The sequence below is a fragment of the Microvirga ossetica genome (assembly GCF_002741015.1).
Classification (GTDB): Bacteria; Pseudomonadota; Alphaproteobacteria; order Rhizobiales; family Beijerinckiaceae; genus Microvirga; species Microvirga ossetica.
In genome coordinates, this window is sequence record NZ_CP016620.1 from 165,157 (window position 1) to 182,998 (window position 17,842).

Genomic DNA, 17,842 nt, shown 5'->3' on the forward strand with positions numbered 1-17,842 from the left:
CCATCTCCCAAGGCATGACGCCTTACCAAATTGAGGGGTTCGGATCCGAGACCAAGAGCCTCGCGCTGGCTCTGGGGATCCTCTACCACGAGGGGGCTGGTGGATACGTGCCGGGCAGCAGGCGCTGGTAGACTTGGCGGATCTTGCCGTAGCATTCGCAGGTCGTCTCCTCGAGCCCGGCCCGGTCGAGGATCGTAATGCTGCCGCGGCTCTGCCGGATCAGGCCCGCCGTTTGCAGCGTGCGGGTCACGACGCTGACGGTGGAACGCTGGACCCCGAGCATCTCGGCCAGGAACTCATGCGTGAGCGGCAGGGTATCCCCATCCGCCCGGTCGTGCATGCCCAGGATCCAGCGGCAGCAGCGGGCCTCGACCGGATGCAGGGCATTGCACGAGACGGTCTGGAAGGTCTGGGCCAGAAAGGCCTCGCCATAGAGCAGGATCACCAGCCGAAGGTTGGGACAGGTATCCCGCACCTCGTTCAGGCGCGCGAACGCAATCCGCGAGGCGGTGCCGGCCATCTGCACGACATAACGGCCGAAGGCCTCCCGCGTCACCAGAGCACTGAGCAGGCCCGCGACGCCCTCGCGCCCGAACACCGCGACCTCGTTGATGGCGCCATCCTCCATGACGTTGACAAGCGAGATGATCGCGTTGTGGGGAAAGTAGGCATGGCTGATCAGATCCCCGGCGTCATAAAGGATCTGACCGCGCGTCAGCTCGACGAGTTCGAGATGCGGCGCGAGAGCCGCAAAGTCCTCGGGCTCGAGAACGGCCAGGAGCCGGTTGGTGCAATGACTGGCGTTCAGACCCTGAGGCATGGCACGGGTTCCGCCTACAGCACCACAACGCGGATGAGGCGGGATCGTCCCAGCGTGGCCGGTTCCATATAGACAGTTATCGGAAAATCGCGCGGGCAATTTTCTCGCGGGCACGAGGGCTCAGGGCTTTTCGGCCGTGGCCACGACGGCCGGCATCATCAGCTCGAATGCCCCGTTCCTTGCGAAGGCGCCGACAGCTTGTCGCACTGCATCGCGGATCGCCGCCAATGCGTCTGGCGCTTGTGCTCGAAGCAAGGCGGCGGCGCGGACGGTCCCTTTCGTGATCACCTCAACTGGCTCGTCCGGCGACGCCACCCGCCAAACCAGCGGGACCTTGGCGACGGTCACGGACAGGAAGCCCGCCGCCTCGAGGCTGCGCTCACATTGGGCGGGATCGCCGAACAGGAAGAAATTGGGTCCGGGCGGCAGGGCAACATCCATCCGACCGTGGGCTTGCACGGCGCTGTAGATCATGCCGAAGCCGATGCATTCCTGCGCCGGCGCCCAGGCGCTGAAGGCCACGCGGCCCCCGCTGCGCAGCACGCGGAACGCCCTCCCGGAGGAAGGCATCCGGGTCGGGAAAATGCGGCAAATCCCACAGGAGCGCCAGACCCGAGCCTCCGTGCGGGAACTCCCGCTCGCCGACAACCACGCCTGCAGCATCGAGCAGGCAGGCTTGATGCTTCTGCGAGCCCCAGTCGACTCCCGCAAACCAGATTAATCTCTCCTCAGTCATGTTTCTTGCCCTCCGGTGAAGACGGGCCGCCACGACGCTTGCCGATCCCTGTACTGGCGCTCACAGGCGCAACTTCCTACTGGGCATCCGCCGTGGCCAACCCACCGGGGCACAAGTCCAACGCTGGTGCTCGTGGCACGAGTGCATAAATGGTTGCTCCCGGCAGGTTGGCCCGCACGGCCAGCTTACATTGGAACTGGCCGTGCGCCGCCTTGGTACAGGTGCATAAATCGGTCCGGGGCATCGCGGCCCGGCTGGCAGTCAGGTATAGAGGCGGCTCACTGAAGCTGAGAGGGGGCAGCGCAAGATGTGAGGGTAGACGCCCCCACAATCACGTTGCCAAACGGGCGCCATCCAGACATGACGATACTCTCCTGCGCCTTCCGGGATGGAGATCGCCGGGGTGGAAGTCCTGGTGCGGCTTGGGAAGGCGGAGTGACGGGCGGCGCCGGCCGCGCCGAGCGACGCCTATGCCGCCTTGACGTTGACCCGGGCCTCGGCCAGCCGGGTGAGGAGGGCATCGGTTTCCTTCTCTTCCTTGAGGGTCTGGTCGAGCAGCGTCGCGGCCTCGGTCAGCCCGAGCTCCTGAGCCCAGGTTTTGAGCGTGCCATAGCGGGTGATCTCGTAGTGCTCGACGGCCTGGGCCGCGGACAGGATGCCGGCATCGAGAGCCGGACTGTCGGCGAAGTCCTCCATGATCTCGGTGCCCTCGTCGATGATCCCCTTGATCGCCTCGCAGGGCACGCCGCGCGCGGGCTTGCCGAGGAGTTCGAAGATCTGCTCCAGCCGCTCGATCTGGCCTTGCGTCTGCTCGCGATGGGTCTGGAAGGCAGCCTTGAGTTCGTCCGACTCTGCGCCCTTTGCCATCTTCGGCAGGGCCTTCAGGATCTGCTTCTCGGCGTAGTAGATGTCCTTCAGGGTGTGGAGGAACAGGTCGTCGAGCGTCTTCTGTTTCGCGGCCATGAAAGGTTCTCCTGGCTTCGGGTCAAAGGGTGCAAGGCATTGATGCGGCGACTAACGGCACGGCATCACCGAAGTTCCAAAGCGGAATGTGGACAAGCCGGAGGCAGGTGAGCCGATGCCCCGCGACCGCCGGGTGCGTGGATCCGGACAGCATTGGGATCTGGGAATCCGGGGCCGCCGATCCCGGTTACTTCAATGGCCAAGCCTAGCGCGTATCCCGCGTACCGGAGAGCGTACTTCCGTCATGACCACCGCCACTTCCCCGCCTCAGGACCCAAAGGAGCGCCGGACCCTCTCCGCGACGGTCACCATGCTGGCCATCGTAACCGGATGGGCGCTGGCGCGTCACGTCCTCGTCGGCACCGCAAGTGCGGGAGCGGCAGTCAAGCACGAAGGTCGTCAGGCCAGTGCGGGTCGACCAGGTCAGGATCGCAGCGCTGGGCCGCCTGCTTCTCCCGCAGCAGCAGGCGAGAAGGAGCGCGGACGCGAAGCCGCCACGCCGACGCAGATCCCGACGCTCGGCTGGAAGGACATCCTGTGGCGGACTTACGAGGAGTTCGGTCAAGATCGGGTCATGGCCGTGGCAGCAGGCGTGACCTACTATGCCCTGCTCGCGATCTTTCCGGCGATCGCCGCCCTGGTGTCGGTCTACGGCCTGGTAGCTGATCCCGCGACGATCCAGGACCATCTCAATGCCCTCTCAGGCGTGCTGCCGGGCGGCGCGCTCGACATCATCCGTGAGCAGGTCACCCGCATCGCCTCCCAGGGCGGCGGCACCCTGGGCTTCAGCTTCGTCTTCGGCTTGGTGCTCTCGCTGTGGAGCGCCAACGCGGGCATGAAGGCGGTCATCGACGCCCTCAACATCGTCTACGACGAGGAGGAGAAGCGCGGCTTCCTAAAGCTGAACCTCGAGTCTCTGGGCTTCACGTTGGCGGCTGTCGGGTTCATTCTCCTCGCCTTGACGGGAATCGTGGTCCTGCCCGTCCTGCTGGATTTCGTCGGCCTCAGCAGCAGCCTCGAATGGCTGCTCGCCATCGCCCGCTGGCCGGTTCTCCTGGCTGTAGTGAACCTCGGGCTGGCTGTGCTGTACCGCTACGGCCCGAGCCGCGACAAGGCCGAGTGGAAGTGGGTGACGCCGGGCAGCCTCGTGGCAGCTGTGCTGTGGCTCGTCGTGTCGATGCTGGTCTCGTGGTACGTGGCGAACTTCGGCAGCTACAACGAGACCTACGGCTCGTTGGGAGCGGTGATCGGCTTCATGACCTGGATCTGGATCACGAGCATCGTCGTGCTGCTGGGGGCCGAGGTCAACGCCGAGATGGAGCACCAGACCGCCAAGGACACCACGGAAGGTCCCACGAAGCCGATGGGGGCGCGCGGCGCCACCATGGCCGACACACTTGGCACGGCAAAGGCGTAATCCGACGTCCTCATTCCGATGCTGACTCGCGACCTTTACCGGGCGGCACCTGCTCTACGGCGGGCACCTGATGTAGGATTCGGCTCCATGCGGCGTCTGTCCTGAACCGTCTCCCGATCAGGCCGGGCTTGAACTACGCCGCGCAGCTCGACCGCCCCTGCACCGAGTTCCTGAACGGCAGTAGAGGTTCCCGGAGGCGCGACCAATGAATCGATGAAAGGAATCCCCATCCACTGAAGTTTTGATCGCATGGAAGAAAGAGGACGTTGTACGCCGCTGATACGGTGGGTTCACGAGGCATTGGTGCGAGGAGCAGTACAGGCAAGTAAAGCTCGTCAGTGCGACAACTCCCTTCGCGGGCCGCCAAATCAAAGCGTTTCACAACAGATCCAAACAGTTTATGCACTTGAACCACCGCTACCACCATCGCCGAATATCGATCTTACCTCATCCGCGCTAGCCTTGTTCCTTGCAAAGAGGCTAGCGCTCGCACCACATTCCCAGCGTATTGCCGTGCAAAGCCGGGAGCCTGCGATGGATGAGTCCGTACCTGCGATCAAGCTTGAAGCTGGCCATCCCCTGCTGCTTGGGATGCATGAAGCTGGCGGCAAGTTTAATTTCTCGATCCTCTGCCGGCATGCCACAGGGGTCAGTCTGCTGCTGTTCGACCGGGACGACCCCGAACCGACCCACGTTATCGAGCTCAGTCCAGAACAGCACCGCACCGGTGATGTCTGGCACATTGGTCTCAAGGGCCAACTGCACGGCAAGGGGTATGCCATTCGGGTCAAGAGGCCGTCAGATTCGACCGAGCCGCGCGACCTTGGCCTTGGCCAGTTCCTTCTCGACCCCTACGCGGCGGCGATCTTGAACCTGCATGAATACGATCATAACCCTGGTCCGGCGAGACCTTTTGCCATCAACCTTGTCGTCGACCATGCGTTCGACTGGCAGGGCATTCGCCGGCCGCATCAGGCCTGGAGCGATCTGATCATTTACGAAACCCACGTCCGCGGCCTCACGAACGATCCGGCATCGGGAGTCCGTCATCCCGGTCAGTACCTCGGCCTTGTGGAGAAGATTCCCTACCTGCGGGACCTTGGCATCACCGCTGTCGAACTCCTGCCAATCCAGGAGTTCCGCGACTATGAGCGCTGGCGACCGGGTGTCGGATGGGGCCCCGTACTGCGGAACTACTGGGGCTATAATCCCGTCGCCTTCTTCGCGCCCAAGGCTGGTTATGCCAGCAACGAAGACCCGCGTGCCGCCATCATCGAGTTCAAGACCATGGTCCGGGAGCTCCACAGGGCCGGGATCGAGGTCATCCTCGATGTTGTGTTCAACCACACGCCCGAGGGCGACGAAACCGGCCCGACCATCAGCCTTCGCGACCTCGACCCCTCAACCTACTACCTTCTCACGCCCGACACGAAGCGCTACGTTGATGTCACGGGTTGCGGCAACACGCTGAACTGCAACCACCCGATCGTTCGCACCCTGATCATCGACTGCCTGCGTTATTGGGTCGTTCACTTCCACATCGATGGGTTCCGCTTCGACCTCGCGTCCGTCCTAACACGCGACCAGGATGGAGCCCTGCTCCACAAGCCTCCCCTGCTCGAGCAGATTGCTGAAGATCCGGTCCTGCGTGACGTGAAGCTGATTGCAGAGCCCTGGGATGCGGGTGGGGCCTTTCAGGTTGGATCCTTCCCGGGCCAGCGGTGGGCAGAGTGGAATTCCCGCTATCGCGACGATGTGCGCCGCTTCTGGCGCGGTGATGCAGGCATGGCCGGCGCCTTCGCGACACGCCTCGGTGGCAGTGCCGATCTGTACCAGAGCACAGGCAAGACGCCGTTGAACAGCGTCAACTTCGTGACGTGCCATGATGGCTTTACGCTCAACGATCTCGTCAGCTATGCGCACAAGCATAATCAGGCCAATGGCGAGGATAATCGCGACGGCAGCACCGAGAACTTCAGCGAGAACAACGGGGTCGAAGGCCGGAGCGACGATCCATTGGTCGAGACGGTGCGGCTGCGGCAGATCAAGAACATGCTGGTTACGCTTTTCGTCTCGCGGGGCGTCCCAATGCTCCTTGGCGGGGACGAGTTCCGCCGCAGCCATTCCGGCAACAACAATGCCTATTGCCAGGACAACGAGATCTCCTGGTACGATTGGAGCCTCACGGAACGCAATGCAGGCTTAGTCCGGTTTGTGAGCCGCCTCATTGCGTTCCGCAAGGCGCACCGTGTTCTGGGAGCCGGAGGGTTTTACACCGACCGGGAGATCAGCTGGTTCGGGAGCGAGGGGAGGGATCCTGAGTGGGACGGACGAGAGAACCGAATTGGCTGCGTCATTGGAGAGAGCGGGCACGGAGCCGCGGACGCGACGCTCTGTCTGTTGTTTAACGCCACCTCTGGGCCCAGCCGCTTCGCGCTCCCAGGGACAGCCGCTCCATGGCGCGTGGCCGTCGATACATCCAAGCCGTCGCCGGAGGACATCGCTGAACCGGGCGAGGAAGCAGTGCTTCCCGCCCCCGGATTGGTCATCGTCTCCCCGCGGTCAACCGTCATTCTGGTCGTCGGATAGGCGTCCCCGGAGCGACAAGCCTATTGATCAAGAGCAGTCTGGAGGTGCTGATGCCCACGATCCAAGCCTATCTCCCACGCACGCGGATCGCCTACTTTTCGATGGAGATCGGGCTTCGGCCAGAGATCCACACCTATGCAGGCGGGCTTGGCATCCTGGCCGGAGATGTGGCGCGCTCCGCGGCCGATCTTGAGCTTCCGATGGTGTTCGTCACCCTGGCAAGCCGCCAGGGCTATCTGCGCCAGGAAATTAACGAGGATGGCTGGCAGATCGATCACCCCGACCCCTGGGACCTGAGCCGATGGGCCACACCGCTCGGAGCCATGACCGCCATCACCATCGAAGGACGCTCGGTTTGGGTGCGGCCCTGGCTTTACGAACTGAACTCCCCGCGCGACAACCGGGTCCCTGTCATCCTCCTCGACACCGATGTTGAGCCAAATGCGCCCGAGGATCGCAGCATCACGGACCGGCTTTATGGCGGGAACGAGATTGATCGTTTGAAGCAGGAGGTTGTGCTGGGGGTCGGTGGTGAAAGCATCCTGCGCGCACTCGGGTTCGCTATCGAGACGTACCATATGAACGAGGGGCATGCCGCTCTTCTTGCCGTCTCGTTGCTGCGTCAGCATCGCCGCGGCCGCTATGAGGGCACGGAGGAGCTCATGCGGTACAATGCGGACGCGGTGCGCCGCCAGTGCGTGTTTACCACCCACACCCCGGTCGAGGCGGGGCACGACCGGTTCAACTATGACGACGCTATGCGGGTCCTCGGCGACTTCATTGAGCTTGATCAGCTGAAGCTTCTGGCCGGCTCCGACAAGCTCAATATGACGCATCTTGCCTTGAAGCTCAGCGGCTATATCAACGGCGTTGCTCGCCGGCACGCGGAAACAGCCCGACAGTTGTATCCTGGTTACCGGATCCGCTCGATCACAAACGGTGTTCACCCCGGTCGTTGGGTGCATCCGGCAATGGCGGAGTTGTTCGATGGCATCTTCCCGGAGTGGCGGTATGAGCCTGACGAGCTGACGCGGGCCGACCAGCAGAGTGATGCAGCCGTCTGGACGGCGCACGAACAAGCCAAACGCGAGCTTGTTGAGGAGATCCGGTCCAGGACAGGTCGCGCCCTGGATCCCTCGCTGCCGATTATTGGCTTTGCGCGGCGAATGACGGGCTACAAGCGTCCCGAGCTTTTGTTTGCCGACACGGAGCGGCTTGAGGCGATCCACCGCCGCCTGCCGTTTCAGGTTGTGCTTGCCGGCAAGGCTCACCCGCGTGATGACGGCGGCAAGGCATCGATCCAGCAGATCCTCGCGCACTCCCGCCGGGCGGAAAGCCCTGTTGTTTTCCTGCCCGGATACGAGATGGAGCTGGCCGCCAAGCTGGTTGCCGGGAGTGATGTCTGGCTGAACACGCCGCTTCCACCCTACGAAGCCTCTGGGACCAGTGGCATGAAGGCGGCGCTCAACGGCGTGCTGAATCTCAGCACCCTTGACGGCTGGTGGGTTGAGGCCTGCGAAGAGGGGATCACCGGATGGGCAATCGACCATTATCACGGCGAGTCCGCGCACGGCGCGGATTCACAGGCTCTCTACAACAAGCTGGAGCATATTGTTCTTCCGCTCTATCATCAGGATCGATCTCGTTGGACCTGGATGATGAAGCAAGCAATCAGCAGGATCGGATCACGGTTCAATACCCAGCACATGATGCGACGCTACGCATCCGAAGCGTATCTTCGCTAGACCCTGAAAGGCTGGCAGAAGGTCACAGAGGCCAGTCCACAAGAATTCGCGTTGCCTGAGCCCCACAAGGATGTTCTGGATCGTTGCGATAATGGGTGCCATCATCGCTGTGCGTTAGCCTTTGGGACGTTGGCCTATGGTGGTCCGATGGCTCTCGATCAGGCCCTTGCCTTCACCGTCCTCGCCGCGACCATGGTCCTCTTCATCTGGGGCCGGCTACGCTACGATCTGGTTGCCGTCCTGGCCCTGCTGGCGGCGGTGTTCACCGGCATCGTGCCCTACGGCCAAGCCTTTACCGGTTTCAGCGACGACATCGTGGCCAGCGCCCTGATCGTCAGCGCGGCGGTGGCACGCTCCGGCGTGATGGAAGCGGCCCTGACGAAGGTCTCGCCGCATGTGACTTCCGTGCAAGGGCAGATCGTGCTTCTCGTCACGGCGGTGACCATCCTATCCGCCTTCGTCAAAAACATCGGCGCGCTCGCGATGCTGATCCCGGTCGCGCTCCAGGTCGCCCGCCGCTCCAGGGCCTCCCCTCGTGCTTTCTGATGCCGATGGCCTTTGGCTCCCTGCTCGGCGGGCTGATCACCCTGGTCGGCACCTCGCCCAACATCATCGTCTCGCGCCTGCGCGAGCAATTGACGGGGCAGCCCTTCGGCATGTTCGACTTCGCCCCGGTCGGCCTCGGCCTCGCGGCGGCGGGTGTTGTGTTCCTGGCTTTCGGGTATCGTCTGCTGCCAGGCGGACGCAAGGCCGGCGGCGCCCTCAACGAGGCGCTGGTCATCCCCGATTACATGACCGAGGCGCGCGTCACAGCGGGTTCAGCCGTCGTCGGCCGGACCGTCAGCGACCTGACGCGGTTATGCGACAACGAGATCACGGTGACGGGCATCGTTCGGCACAAAACCGAGCGCATGATGCCGTTGCCGGATGCCGTTCTTCGGGCAGACGACATCCTCCTCTTGGAGGGCGACCCTGAAGCGCTCGAGCGGGCCGTGGCGGGCGCCCATCTGAAGCTCGAGGGCGCGGATCGCCCGACCCACGCCAAGGGGGCGGCCAACGAGATCAGAGGCATCGAGGCGGTGGTCGGGCCGACCTCCATCCTGAGCGGCCAGACGGCCAAGCGCATGACCCTGCATGAGCGCTTCACCATCAATCTGCTCGCCGTCAGTCGCAGCGGCCAGCATTTCACCGAGCGTCTGCGGGACATCATCCTCCACCCCGGTGATGTCCTGGTGCTGAAGGGTGATCTTACCCACCTGCCAGAAAAGCTGCGGGAGCTCGGCTGTCTGCCACTGGCCGAACGGGCGATCCGCCTGGGCAATGTGCGCCAGGGTCTCATTCCGATAACCGTCCTGGGCGGGGCGATGGGGCTTACGGCTGTGGGCGCACTGCCCGTTGCCATCGCATTCTTTACGGCTGCGGTGATGATGATCCTGTTGGGAGCGCTCTCCCTGCGTGAGGCGTACGCGGCCATCGATTGGCCGATTCTGGTGATGCTCGGGGCTCTCATCCCGGTGAGTGAGGCGATCCGCACCACGGGTGGAGCTGATCTGGTCGCCAGGGCGCTGTCGGACCTGGCCGGGACCTTACCGTCCTACGGTGCGCTTGCGCTCATGATGATTGCCGCGATGGCGGTCACGCCGTTCCTCAACAATGCCGCCACCGTTCTGGTGATGGCTCCCATCGCGGTAAGTTTCGCCCAGCAGCTGGGCTATCGGCCCGATGCATTCCTGATGGCGGTGGCCATCGGCGCGGCCTGCGATTTCCTCACCCCCATCGGGCACCAGTGCAACACGCTGGTGATGGGGCCGGGCGGTTACCGTTTCGGTGATTACTGGCGGCTGGGGCTGCCGCTGTCGATCCTCGTCCTGGTGCTCGGCGCGCCGCTCATCCTGCTCGTGTGGCCGCTGGCCTGACGGGCCGCCTGCGCTGATACTTGGTGTTCGGAGAGGCGGGCATGGTTTTGCCATCGAGTCATCGGCTATAATGGGACAAGACCTCGCGCAGGGGGCGAGAGATTCAGAGGAGAGCGGTTCATGCGGTCCATCACCCTGTCAGCGTTCCTCGCTACCACGATCATGACCGTTCCGGCTCAGGCCCAAGTGCCGGAGGAGGTGGAGTCCTGCCGGCTGGCCGGCCTGGTGGCGCTGAAGGAGCGGTCGCCGGCGATCAAGGACCTGACCTTTGACATCGATGGCCTGGCGATCTCGAAGGCGAACACCAAGGTCGAAGACACCCCCGTGAAAATGGTGATCATGGGCGACGCCTATCTGCAGCGCGAGAACACCGACAAGCCGAACCGCTTCGTCTGCCTGATCGGCGAGAAGGGCAAGGTCCTGCTGACCTTCTTCACCGAGCAGTAGGCAAGACCTCGATCAGGGGGCTTGCTCTGACAACCCGACAGCCCACTGGCGGACGACTCCCCATTGTGGATCACCTTTGCCGCTATGTGGCCACGATGAGGGGTGTAGAGTTCTCCCAGCCATGCTGGAAGACCGGCTTGACGAGGTGGCGGTTCCGCATGGCCAGGCCCGACTGCGCCGAGGCACCAGCGCTGTCGGTGCTGCTGCGCGCGAGGGATCGGCAGCGGGGCCACTGGAGCAAGGGGCGAGCCTCGCGCGCATGCATTTGGACAGAGGACCACACAGCAGAGGCAGACCCATGACTTCCGCTACGGGCATAACCTCTTCATCCGCTCGACGGATGGTGACAGCTCTCTTCGACCGTCGCAGCGATGCCGAGAACGCCATCGGGCGTTTGGTCAATGCGGGCGTTCCCCACGACCGCATTTGCTTGATGCCGGGCGACGCGAGCGATGCCTCTGATGATGCCGGTGCATCCTCCCGCCCAGAGCCGCGCGGCTTCTGGGGCTCTCTCGGGGATTGGCTCCTGCCCGACGAGGACCGGCATGTCTATGCGGAGGGCCTGAGCCGGGGAGGGTACCTGATCTCGGTCACTACCGGCGATGAACACTATGCCCGCGTGATGGCGATCCTGGACAGCGAGGACGCCATCGACATTGACGAGCGGGCTGAGAGTTGGCGCGCGGAGGGTTGGGCAGGCTGGGTGGGCACGTCAACGGGGGTGGGCTCCGCCACCTCCGTCTCACCGGTTTTCGCCAACGTCCGCGCGGAAGACCGCGATGCCGAGGCGGTCGCCAGCCCCGGTAAAACGGGCTTGGCCGGTGCCGAAGCCGGTCTGTCGGATCGCGGCGAGCAAGTCCTTCCAGTCGTGGAAGAGACGCTGCGGATCGGCATGCGTGATGTCAGTCACGGGCACGTTCGGATTCGCTCTTATGTGGTCGAAACACCCGTCGAAGAGCAGGTGACCCTGCGCGAGGAGCGCGTTGCGGTCGAGCGCCGTCCAGTGGATCGGGCCTTGAGCGATGCCGATCCGGCCTTCCAGGAGCGGACTATCGAAGCCGAGGAGCGGGCGGAGGAGGCCGTGGTTTCGAAGGAAGCGCGGGTTAAGGAAGAGCTTGTGGTGCGGAAGGAGACCGAACAGCGCACAGAGACCATTTCCGACACGGTTCGCAGCACCGAGGTCGATGTCGAGGATGAGCGCGGCATTCGGATCCCTGGCACCAAAACTACCGACCGAATCTAACCCTGGCTGGCATAAGTGCTGAATCTGAAGGCTCGGGCCGACAATGCCCGGGCCTTCTCCGTGAGCAGCTCCAAACAAGCTTGGGAAACATCCGCCGGCGCAATCGTGGCGAAGAACTCCAAGAAATCGGTGGCTCATGGCAAGCCCGACGGGTCCTATAGGATTGGCTTGCCGCCGGTGACCGCAATCGTCGCACCCGAGACATAGCTTGCCTCGTCGGAGGCCAGCAGGACGTAGACCGGCGCCAGCTCGGCTGGCTGGGCCGGACGCTTCATTGGCACCTGCTCGCCGAAATGCTCAACCTTCTCGCTCGGCATCGTCGACGGAATCAATGGGGTCCAGACAGGGCCAGGGGCGACGCAACTCGCCCGAATGCCTTACTCGGCGAGCAATCGATGACGACGCAGGTCAGGGTAACTCCAACAGGACTTACCAGGCTGTCCGGGATGCTTCCTCGCGCCGCTGCCTGAGTTGGCCTCGCTCCTAGCCTCCATAACATGGATGCGCACCGCCTCAGCGATGATCCGGTGGGGCGATTTAGCCTGCTGGGCATAGGCCTGTACGGCGTCATAGGGCGCATCTTGGCCCCAATGGCAACGGTAAACGCCCGTGTCCAGCACCACTTCCTGGAAGTGAGCAAGGGCCTCTGTCGTGGATCAAGGACCGCATCAGCCAGTACAGCTTCGTCGAAGGCATTGACTACGGTGTTGACTTTGATCCCCAAATCGGAGGGATGGAGATCGCCGTTTTGTTGATTACTGGGTCAGTCTCGACATGGCTGCTGCCGTCGCGGGACGGACTACCAGCGCTTAGCGAAATTCCCAACGGCAGCGCCGACAGCGATGCCAATGGCAATGCCGATAGCAATATGATCCAGAGCCGCGCCTAAGGCCGCCCGTACACCCACACCGATCGCAATTCCCAGAGCCATGCTTCGATCCCTCAGAAGGGATATGAAGATAGATTGGCGGCCATCTCTGGTAGCATGTGGCCAGAGACTAGATGCCGTAATGGGCCTGCCGCTCGCGAAGTAGCGTAGCGGGGTGGCTGTCCCTCAAAGTGATGGTGTTGGAATGGGGTCCGAGGTGATCGGCCCCAAGCATCATGAGGGACAGCGATGGAGCAGTATGCTGGAATCGACGTCTCATTGAAACTGAGCAGCGTCTGTGTGGTGGATGCCGCGGGTAACATCCGCCGCGAGCTTAAGGTGCCCAGCGAGCCTGAGGCTCCGGTGCAGTTCTTTCAGCAGTTGGAGCCAGCGCCGGTCACGATCGGCCTGGAGGCCGGGCCGCTCTCCCAATGGCTCTACGCTGGTCTTGTCCGCGCCGGCTTTGATGTCGTGCTGCTGGAGACCCGGCATGTGAAGGCGGCACTCTCGGCCATACCAGTCAAAACGGATCGCAAGGACGCCCGTGGTATTGCTCAGATGGTGCGGATGGGCTGGTACCGACCGGTGCATTGCAAAACCCTGGCGGCGCAGGAAATCCGCGCCCTCCTGACCGCGTGCCGCACCGGGAGATGGAAACCGCGCGGGAGGCCGGTAAGGCGGCCGACGAGCGCTGGCACCTGCGCCGGGACGGCAGCCGCTTCTGGGCAACGGATCGATGATCCTGTTGGTCAGCGGCGACGGCTACCTCAAGGCGCTTATCAGAATTACGCAGGCGAGTTTCTCGCCTCTGTCATCATCTGAGCGCCAGCACTGTCAGAGTGAACAGCCCCAAGAGGAACACCACTGCTGTAGCACTTAGGACCGCCAAGGGGATGCTGGGATGCCTATGGTTCATGAAATGCCCTCCGGGGCTTGATCCGTCGCACCTTGGGACCGGCAGCATCTCTGCCGCTCCCTCAGCAGCCGCGCTTTCAGCAACGTTCAGGAGGTCCGGACTCGAGGCCCACTCTATCAGCCGTGAAGCTGCCGTCCTACGTGTGTCGACCGTGTATCGACGCAGATGTGCGTCACTGTAGATCCCTGTTCCTGAATGGATACCAAACACGTTGGAGGGGTTGGGCCTGTGTAGGCAATGGCGCGGTGGAACCGGAAGCCTCACTGGAAGGAGAGCCCAGGGACATGGCCATGCCCGTCTTTGCACCAAACGCGACCTGCTGCCCGTGTGCTTACTGAGCTATGGGTCAAGCTGACTTGGCCTGTGCAAGCGGATGGCGAGCTTCGTCCCCCAGCTTCTCAACGGAGCGTCACCCCTGGAAGCCGGCTTATCTTGTTTCAGGCTATTGGTCCAAGCAGGATTTGACTGTCAGAGCACATCAGGGACGACGGTTGCAACCGATTGCGCGTTTAAGCGCTGCTATGAGATCCCTGATCGCCTCATCGCACAATGGTGAGGGCGTCAGGTCGAAATCGCGAGAACGCACCAGGGTCCGGGAGAGTTATCAATGGCATACGTCACTGCGAATGGATTGGTGAATTCCGCGTCACAGGTAAGCAAGGTTGAGCGATTATGGCCAGTGGCTCGCCACAGCGGGTCCTCCTCGTCGAGGATGAGCCGGCGATCATCGAACTGATCACCGAGATGCTGGAAGACCTATCCTTCAAGGTGGCCGCCACCGCCTCTCGCCTTGACGACGCGATTGCCTTGGCGCGGGAGATCGATGTCGAGCTTGCCATCCTCGATGTCAGGCTACAGGGTCAGCAAAGTGAACCGGTGGCGCGGATTCTGCAAGCCAGGGATATTCCATTCATCTTCGCGACCGGTTATCGGACCTCCGAAATCGACCAGGAGTTCCAGGCCGTCCCTGCATTGCCGAAGCCCTTTCAGACTGCCGATCTTGCTGGCGCGATCAAGTCGGCCCTGAAGCGTGGCTCATGATTGGGCCTTACCGATTGCTGGAATACCCCACACGCTCAGCACTCTGCTGCATACTTGCGGCTGCTGACGAACAGCGCGAGTCCGACCGAGCGCAGGCTTGCCAAGCTGAACAGAATGCGCAGGGTGTGCTACCACGTCAAGCGCTGCGCGTGCGCCGTCCAGACCTGAGCGGGCTGCTGGAAATCGGCAGCGATGGCACCAGTCAATCGCAGTGATCCTCAGGAGTTGAGAGCAGGAGCAGATGGCACCTGCCCAGGCAGTGCGATGAGAATCTTGAGCACGATCTTCAGCAGGTCATCATGGCTTATGGGCTTCTTGAGGCACAGCACTTTCGGAAGCTCGGTTGGGACGCCCTGGGTCAGACGGTATCCGGAATAGATCACGAACGGAATGCCGCGTCCGTCGAGTTCCTTCGCAAGCTCCCTGGCAGATCGGTCATCGAGAGAGAAAGCGACAATGGCAATGTCAGGAGTATTGGTTTCCAGCCACGCGCGCGCGTGGCCAACGGAGCCCACAGCCTGCACGGCAATGCCCGCTCGCTCAAGGAACGTCTCGATCGATGTGGCGCTCAAGGTCTGATCTTCGACAATGAGGCAGCAGGGTCGCTCGAGTACTTTCTCGTTCATGAAAACATCGCAATGGACAGCAGAGTGGTAAGGCTCGCTCCAGAACTCCTGAGCTTCATCAGGATGGCCCGCACATGGGCTCTGATCTCGCTATCGGATGCACAGCTCCGACGGCCGGTATCTGGTTCCGCGGCCATATGGAACAAATGGAATCCATGACGCCTGACGGCCTGGGAAGCTGCGTTCACGCGAAAGCCAGAGGGCAGAGGGTCACTTGGATCGAGCAGACCTGCAAAGAGCCATTCATGCCCCGACAGAAAGCCTGGCACGGGACGGTCCAATGGCACGGCGCAGACCAGACTTGCGCATCGTAAGTTGCGGAACAGGTTGTAGCTGCAATCGAGTTTCGCGTTCCCGGGAGCGCAGCTGCCCTGCGTTCCTGGTCGATCGAATAATGCCCGTCTCATGCCCGAACCATTGAGAGTGCCTCCGACCAGCCGGATCGTCGCATCCCTTCCTAAGACAGTCAGTTAGGCGGCCCGGCCCAGTGGGCTGGGCCGCCCCTTCGGCTCAGCCGCGTCCGCGATCGTCGGTGGAGCTAATCGTGCCTGCCCGGGCATTCGGTACGCCACGCTCGTCCTCGACATCGACTTCGGTGCGGCGCACAGTGTCAGACACCGTCTCGGTGCGCTCCCCGACGTCCTTGCGGATGACCAGTTCCTCCTTCACGCGCGTTTCCTTCGAAACAACCGCTTCCTCGGCACGCTCTTCGGCTTCGATCGTGCGTTCCTGGAACAGGTTCTCGTCGTCTGTCAGGGCTTGGTCGACGGGCCGCCGTTCGACATGAACATGCTCCTCGCGCAGGTTGACCTGTTCGCTAACAGGCGTCTCAACGACGTAGGAACGGACGCGCACGCGTCCTTGGTTCACCTGACGCTTGCCAACCCGCAATTGCTCCTCGGCAATCGGGATCACCTCGGTATCGTCAGTGCCTGCACGGGTATTGGCCCTCACGTCGGCTGCAGCTGCGGATGCGATTGTCTGCGTGTCGGTGCTCACGGAACCGGTCGAGCCTGCCGTGTAGCCGGTCCAGCCCTCGCTGCGCCAGGTGTTCTGACGCTCATCCATATCAACGGCACCATTGCGCTCCAGGAGATCCGCCACACGTTCGACCTGCGCCTCGTCCGTATTGACCGCGAGGGTTGCGCCGCCGCGGCTCATCCCCTCGGCATAAGAGTAGCGATCCTCGTCCGGCAGGAAGAAGTCGCTGAGAGAGGCCCAGAAGCCACCCTCGTCCTTCGTGCGGTCGTAGGATGAGCGCTGGTCCGTGCGTTGGTAGCCGGTCTCTGTTTCAGGAACCAAGCGGATCGCCGATCGGCTGATCCCTGCCTCGGTGAGAGCCTCCACCGCCTGCTGGGCATCGGAGCGGCTGTCGAAATGGGCGATGATCGTCTGCTGCGTCATGGTCGATCTCCAGGGGTTTGGACTGTTAGGAGCGTGGAGTGCGGCTGTCGGTTGGAGGGCCGGTCTTCGTCGGCTGTGCAGCAGTTCGGTTGACGATGGTGTTCGTGCTCGCGGGGCCTAAACCCATACGGGCCGTGATCGTCGGCTCGACGGCGCCCATGCGCCCGCCAAACCAAGCCGCGAGGGCGCCGAGGATCAAGCCGAGCGCTCCGAACAACGCACCACGCGACACAGCCGAGGCCGCCGCGTCCGCCGCCTGCGTGGCCTGCTGCCTGGCCTGGTCGACACTCTGGCGGTATTGCTGCTCGTACTGCTGCACCTGCGTGCGGGCCTGCTCCACCGGGATGTTCTGTGCCCGAGCAAGCGCATCCGTCGCGCGGTTGCGGGCGTCCGCGGCCTGCTGCTGGTTGCCGGTCAAGGCTGCCCGCACAGCGGCCACAGCCGCATCACGCAAGGCCGCTGGATCATTGCCGCCGGTGGCGCCCCGAACTGACTGCTCGATGGCGGAGAACGGATCGGTGAGGCCCGTCAGGTTGGGCGCTGCCACTTGCGCCGCCGTCTGAGCCGTCGAGCCGACCGCCTGCGTGACGTTGCCGAGGGCGCTTGTCACGGTGCGGTAGGCACCGCCGAGAATACCGCCGACCGTGGTGGTCAGGAGGTAGAAGATCACGAGGGTGGTCAGCGCCCAAGCGGTCAGGCCGTGCCAGCCGGCCGTCGACTCCTTGGGCTTGCCGGCCAGCCGGCCTGCCGCATAGCCGCCGGCGAGCGAGGCGAGGATGCCGGCGAGGGCAAACCAGATACCAGCGCCGATCGAGAAGCTGGCGGCCGACGGATTTTCGCCGGCTCCGGCCGCGGGATCGAGAGTCGCGGCGCCGAAGCCGATGCCAAGCAAGTTGAGGATGAGTTGTGTCACGAGGGCTACGACGACGCCTGCGAGCACTGCACCCCAGGACACCTTGTTCAGCATGATGGTGCGGGCGTCCTCAGCCGGGGTGACCGGGCTCATGTGCGGAGCATCGGTGTCGCCGCGGTTGCGCGGCGTGTCGGGATGATGGATGTCGGTCATGTATGAGTCCTTCAGTGGGGCACGCAGGCACCCCGACGGATGCTC

13 protein-coding genes and 3 pseudogenes are annotated in these 17,842 nt (G+C 63.1%); 8 read left to right on the forward strand and 8 right to left on the reverse strand.

Annotated features, from left to right (window positions below):
• Window positions 1–82: 82 nt before the first annotated feature.
• From BB934_RS43725 to BB934_RS43740, 3 genes are all read right to left on the reverse strand, one after another.
• Window positions 83–820 carry a Crp/Fnr family transcriptional regulator gene (locus BB934_RS43725; protein ID WP_099515815.1) on the reverse strand — a complete coding sequence of 246 codons (738 nt, stop codon included), beginning with the start codon at window positions 818–820 and terminating at the stop codon, window positions 83–85.
• Between the two features lie 120 nt (window positions 821–940).
• Window positions 941–1,363 (reverse strand): hypothetical protein, encoded by a 423-nt coding sequence (locus BB934_RS43730; protein ID WP_157934696.1) that lies wholly within the window; start codon window positions 1,361–1,363, stop codon window positions 941–943.
• A gap of 661 nt (window positions 1,364–2,024) precedes the next feature.
• Window positions 2,025–2,519, reverse strand: coding sequence for a YciE/YciF ferroxidase family protein (locus BB934_RS43740; RefSeq protein ID WP_099515818.1), 495 nt, complete (start codon window positions 2,517–2,519; stop codon window positions 2,025–2,027).
• Window positions 2,520–2,763: 244 nt separating this feature from the next.
• Here BB934_RS43740 and BB934_RS43745 point away from each other — a divergent pair, with 244 nt between their 5' ends.
• From BB934_RS43745 to BB934_RS43770, 6 genes and pseudogenes are all read left to right on the forward strand, one after another.
• Window positions 2,764–3,936: a YihY/virulence factor BrkB family protein gene (locus tag BB934_RS43745; protein ID WP_099515819.1), complete on the forward strand. Its 1,173-nt coding sequence runs from the start codon at window positions 2,764–2,766 to the stop codon at window positions 3,934–3,936.
• Between the two features lie 534 nt (window positions 3,937–4,470).
• Window positions 4,471–6,525, forward strand: coding sequence for a glycogen debranching protein GlgX (gene glgX / locus BB934_RS43750; RefSeq protein WP_157934697.1), 2,055 nt, complete (start codon window positions 4,471–4,473; stop codon window positions 6,523–6,525).
• A 50-nt stretch (window positions 6,526–6,575) separates the two neighbouring features.
• Window positions 6,576–8,270, forward strand: coding sequence for an alpha-glucan family phosphorylase (gene glgP / locus BB934_RS43755; RefSeq protein WP_099516130.1), 1,695 nt, complete (start codon window positions 6,576–6,578; stop codon window positions 8,268–8,270).
• A 147-nt stretch (window positions 8,271–8,417) separates the two neighbouring features.
• Window positions 8,418–10,186, forward strand: a pseudogene (locus BB934_RS43760) (SLC13 family permease).
• 120 nt (window positions 10,187–10,306) lie between these two features.
• A complete protein-coding gene (locus BB934_RS43765; RefSeq protein WP_099515131.1) occupies window positions 10,307–10,633 on the forward strand; it encodes a hypothetical protein in 327 nt (108 codons plus the stop codon).
• 298 nt (window positions 10,634–10,931) lie between these two features.
• Window positions 10,932–11,876, forward strand: a complete 945-nt coding sequence (locus tag BB934_RS43770) for a YsnF/AvaK domain-containing protein (protein ID WP_099515821.1) — start codon at window positions 10,932–10,934, stop codon at window positions 11,874–11,876.
• A gap of 155 nt (window positions 11,877–12,031) precedes the next feature.
• Here the strand turns inward: BB934_RS43770 and BB934_RS43775 are convergent.
• Both BB934_RS43775 and BB934_RS51535 read right to left on the reverse strand, forming a co-directional pair.
• Window positions 12,032–12,253 (reverse strand): annotated as a pseudogene (locus BB934_RS43775) (SDR family oxidoreductase); the annotation flags it as partial.
• 422 nt (window positions 12,254–12,675) lie between these two features.
• Entirely contained in the window at window positions 12,676–12,807 is a 132-nt protein-coding gene (locus BB934_RS51535; protein ID WP_472436453.1) for a glycine zipper domain-containing protein, read from the reverse strand.
• 186 nt (window positions 12,808–12,993) lie between these two features.
• Here BB934_RS51535 and BB934_RS43780 point away from each other — a divergent pair.
• A pseudogene (locus tag BB934_RS43780) lies at window positions 12,994–13,374 on the forward strand (IS110 family transposase); the annotation flags it as partial.
• Window positions 13,375–14,332: 958 nt separating this feature from the next.
• Window positions 14,333–14,701: a response regulator gene (locus BB934_RS43785; protein ID WP_099515822.1), complete on the forward strand. Its 369-nt coding sequence runs from the start codon at window positions 14,333–14,335 to the stop codon at window positions 14,699–14,701.
• Window positions 14,702–14,919: 218 nt separating this feature from the next.
• On the opposite strand, the gene BB934_RS43790 is transcribed toward BB934_RS43785, so the two are convergent.
• The 3 genes from BB934_RS43790 to BB934_RS43805 all read right to left on the reverse strand — a co-directional run bounded on the left by BB934_RS43790 (window position 14,920) and on the right by BB934_RS43805 (window position 17,797).
• A complete protein-coding gene (locus BB934_RS43790; protein WP_099515823.1) occupies window positions 14,920–15,327 on the reverse strand; it encodes a response regulator in 408 nt (135 codons plus the stop codon).
• Between the two features lie 510 nt (window positions 15,328–15,837).
• Window positions 15,838–16,731, reverse strand: coding sequence for a YsnF/AvaK domain-containing protein (locus BB934_RS43800; RefSeq protein WP_099515824.1), 894 nt, complete (start codon window positions 16,729–16,731; stop codon window positions 15,838–15,840).
• Between the two features lie 25 nt (window positions 16,732–16,756).
• On the reverse strand, window positions 16,757–17,797 hold the full coding sequence (locus BB934_RS43805) for a PhnA-like protein (protein WP_418294846.1): 1,041 nt from the start codon (window positions 17,795–17,797) through the stop codon (window positions 16,757–16,759).
• Window positions 17,798–17,842: the final 45 nt, after the last annotated feature.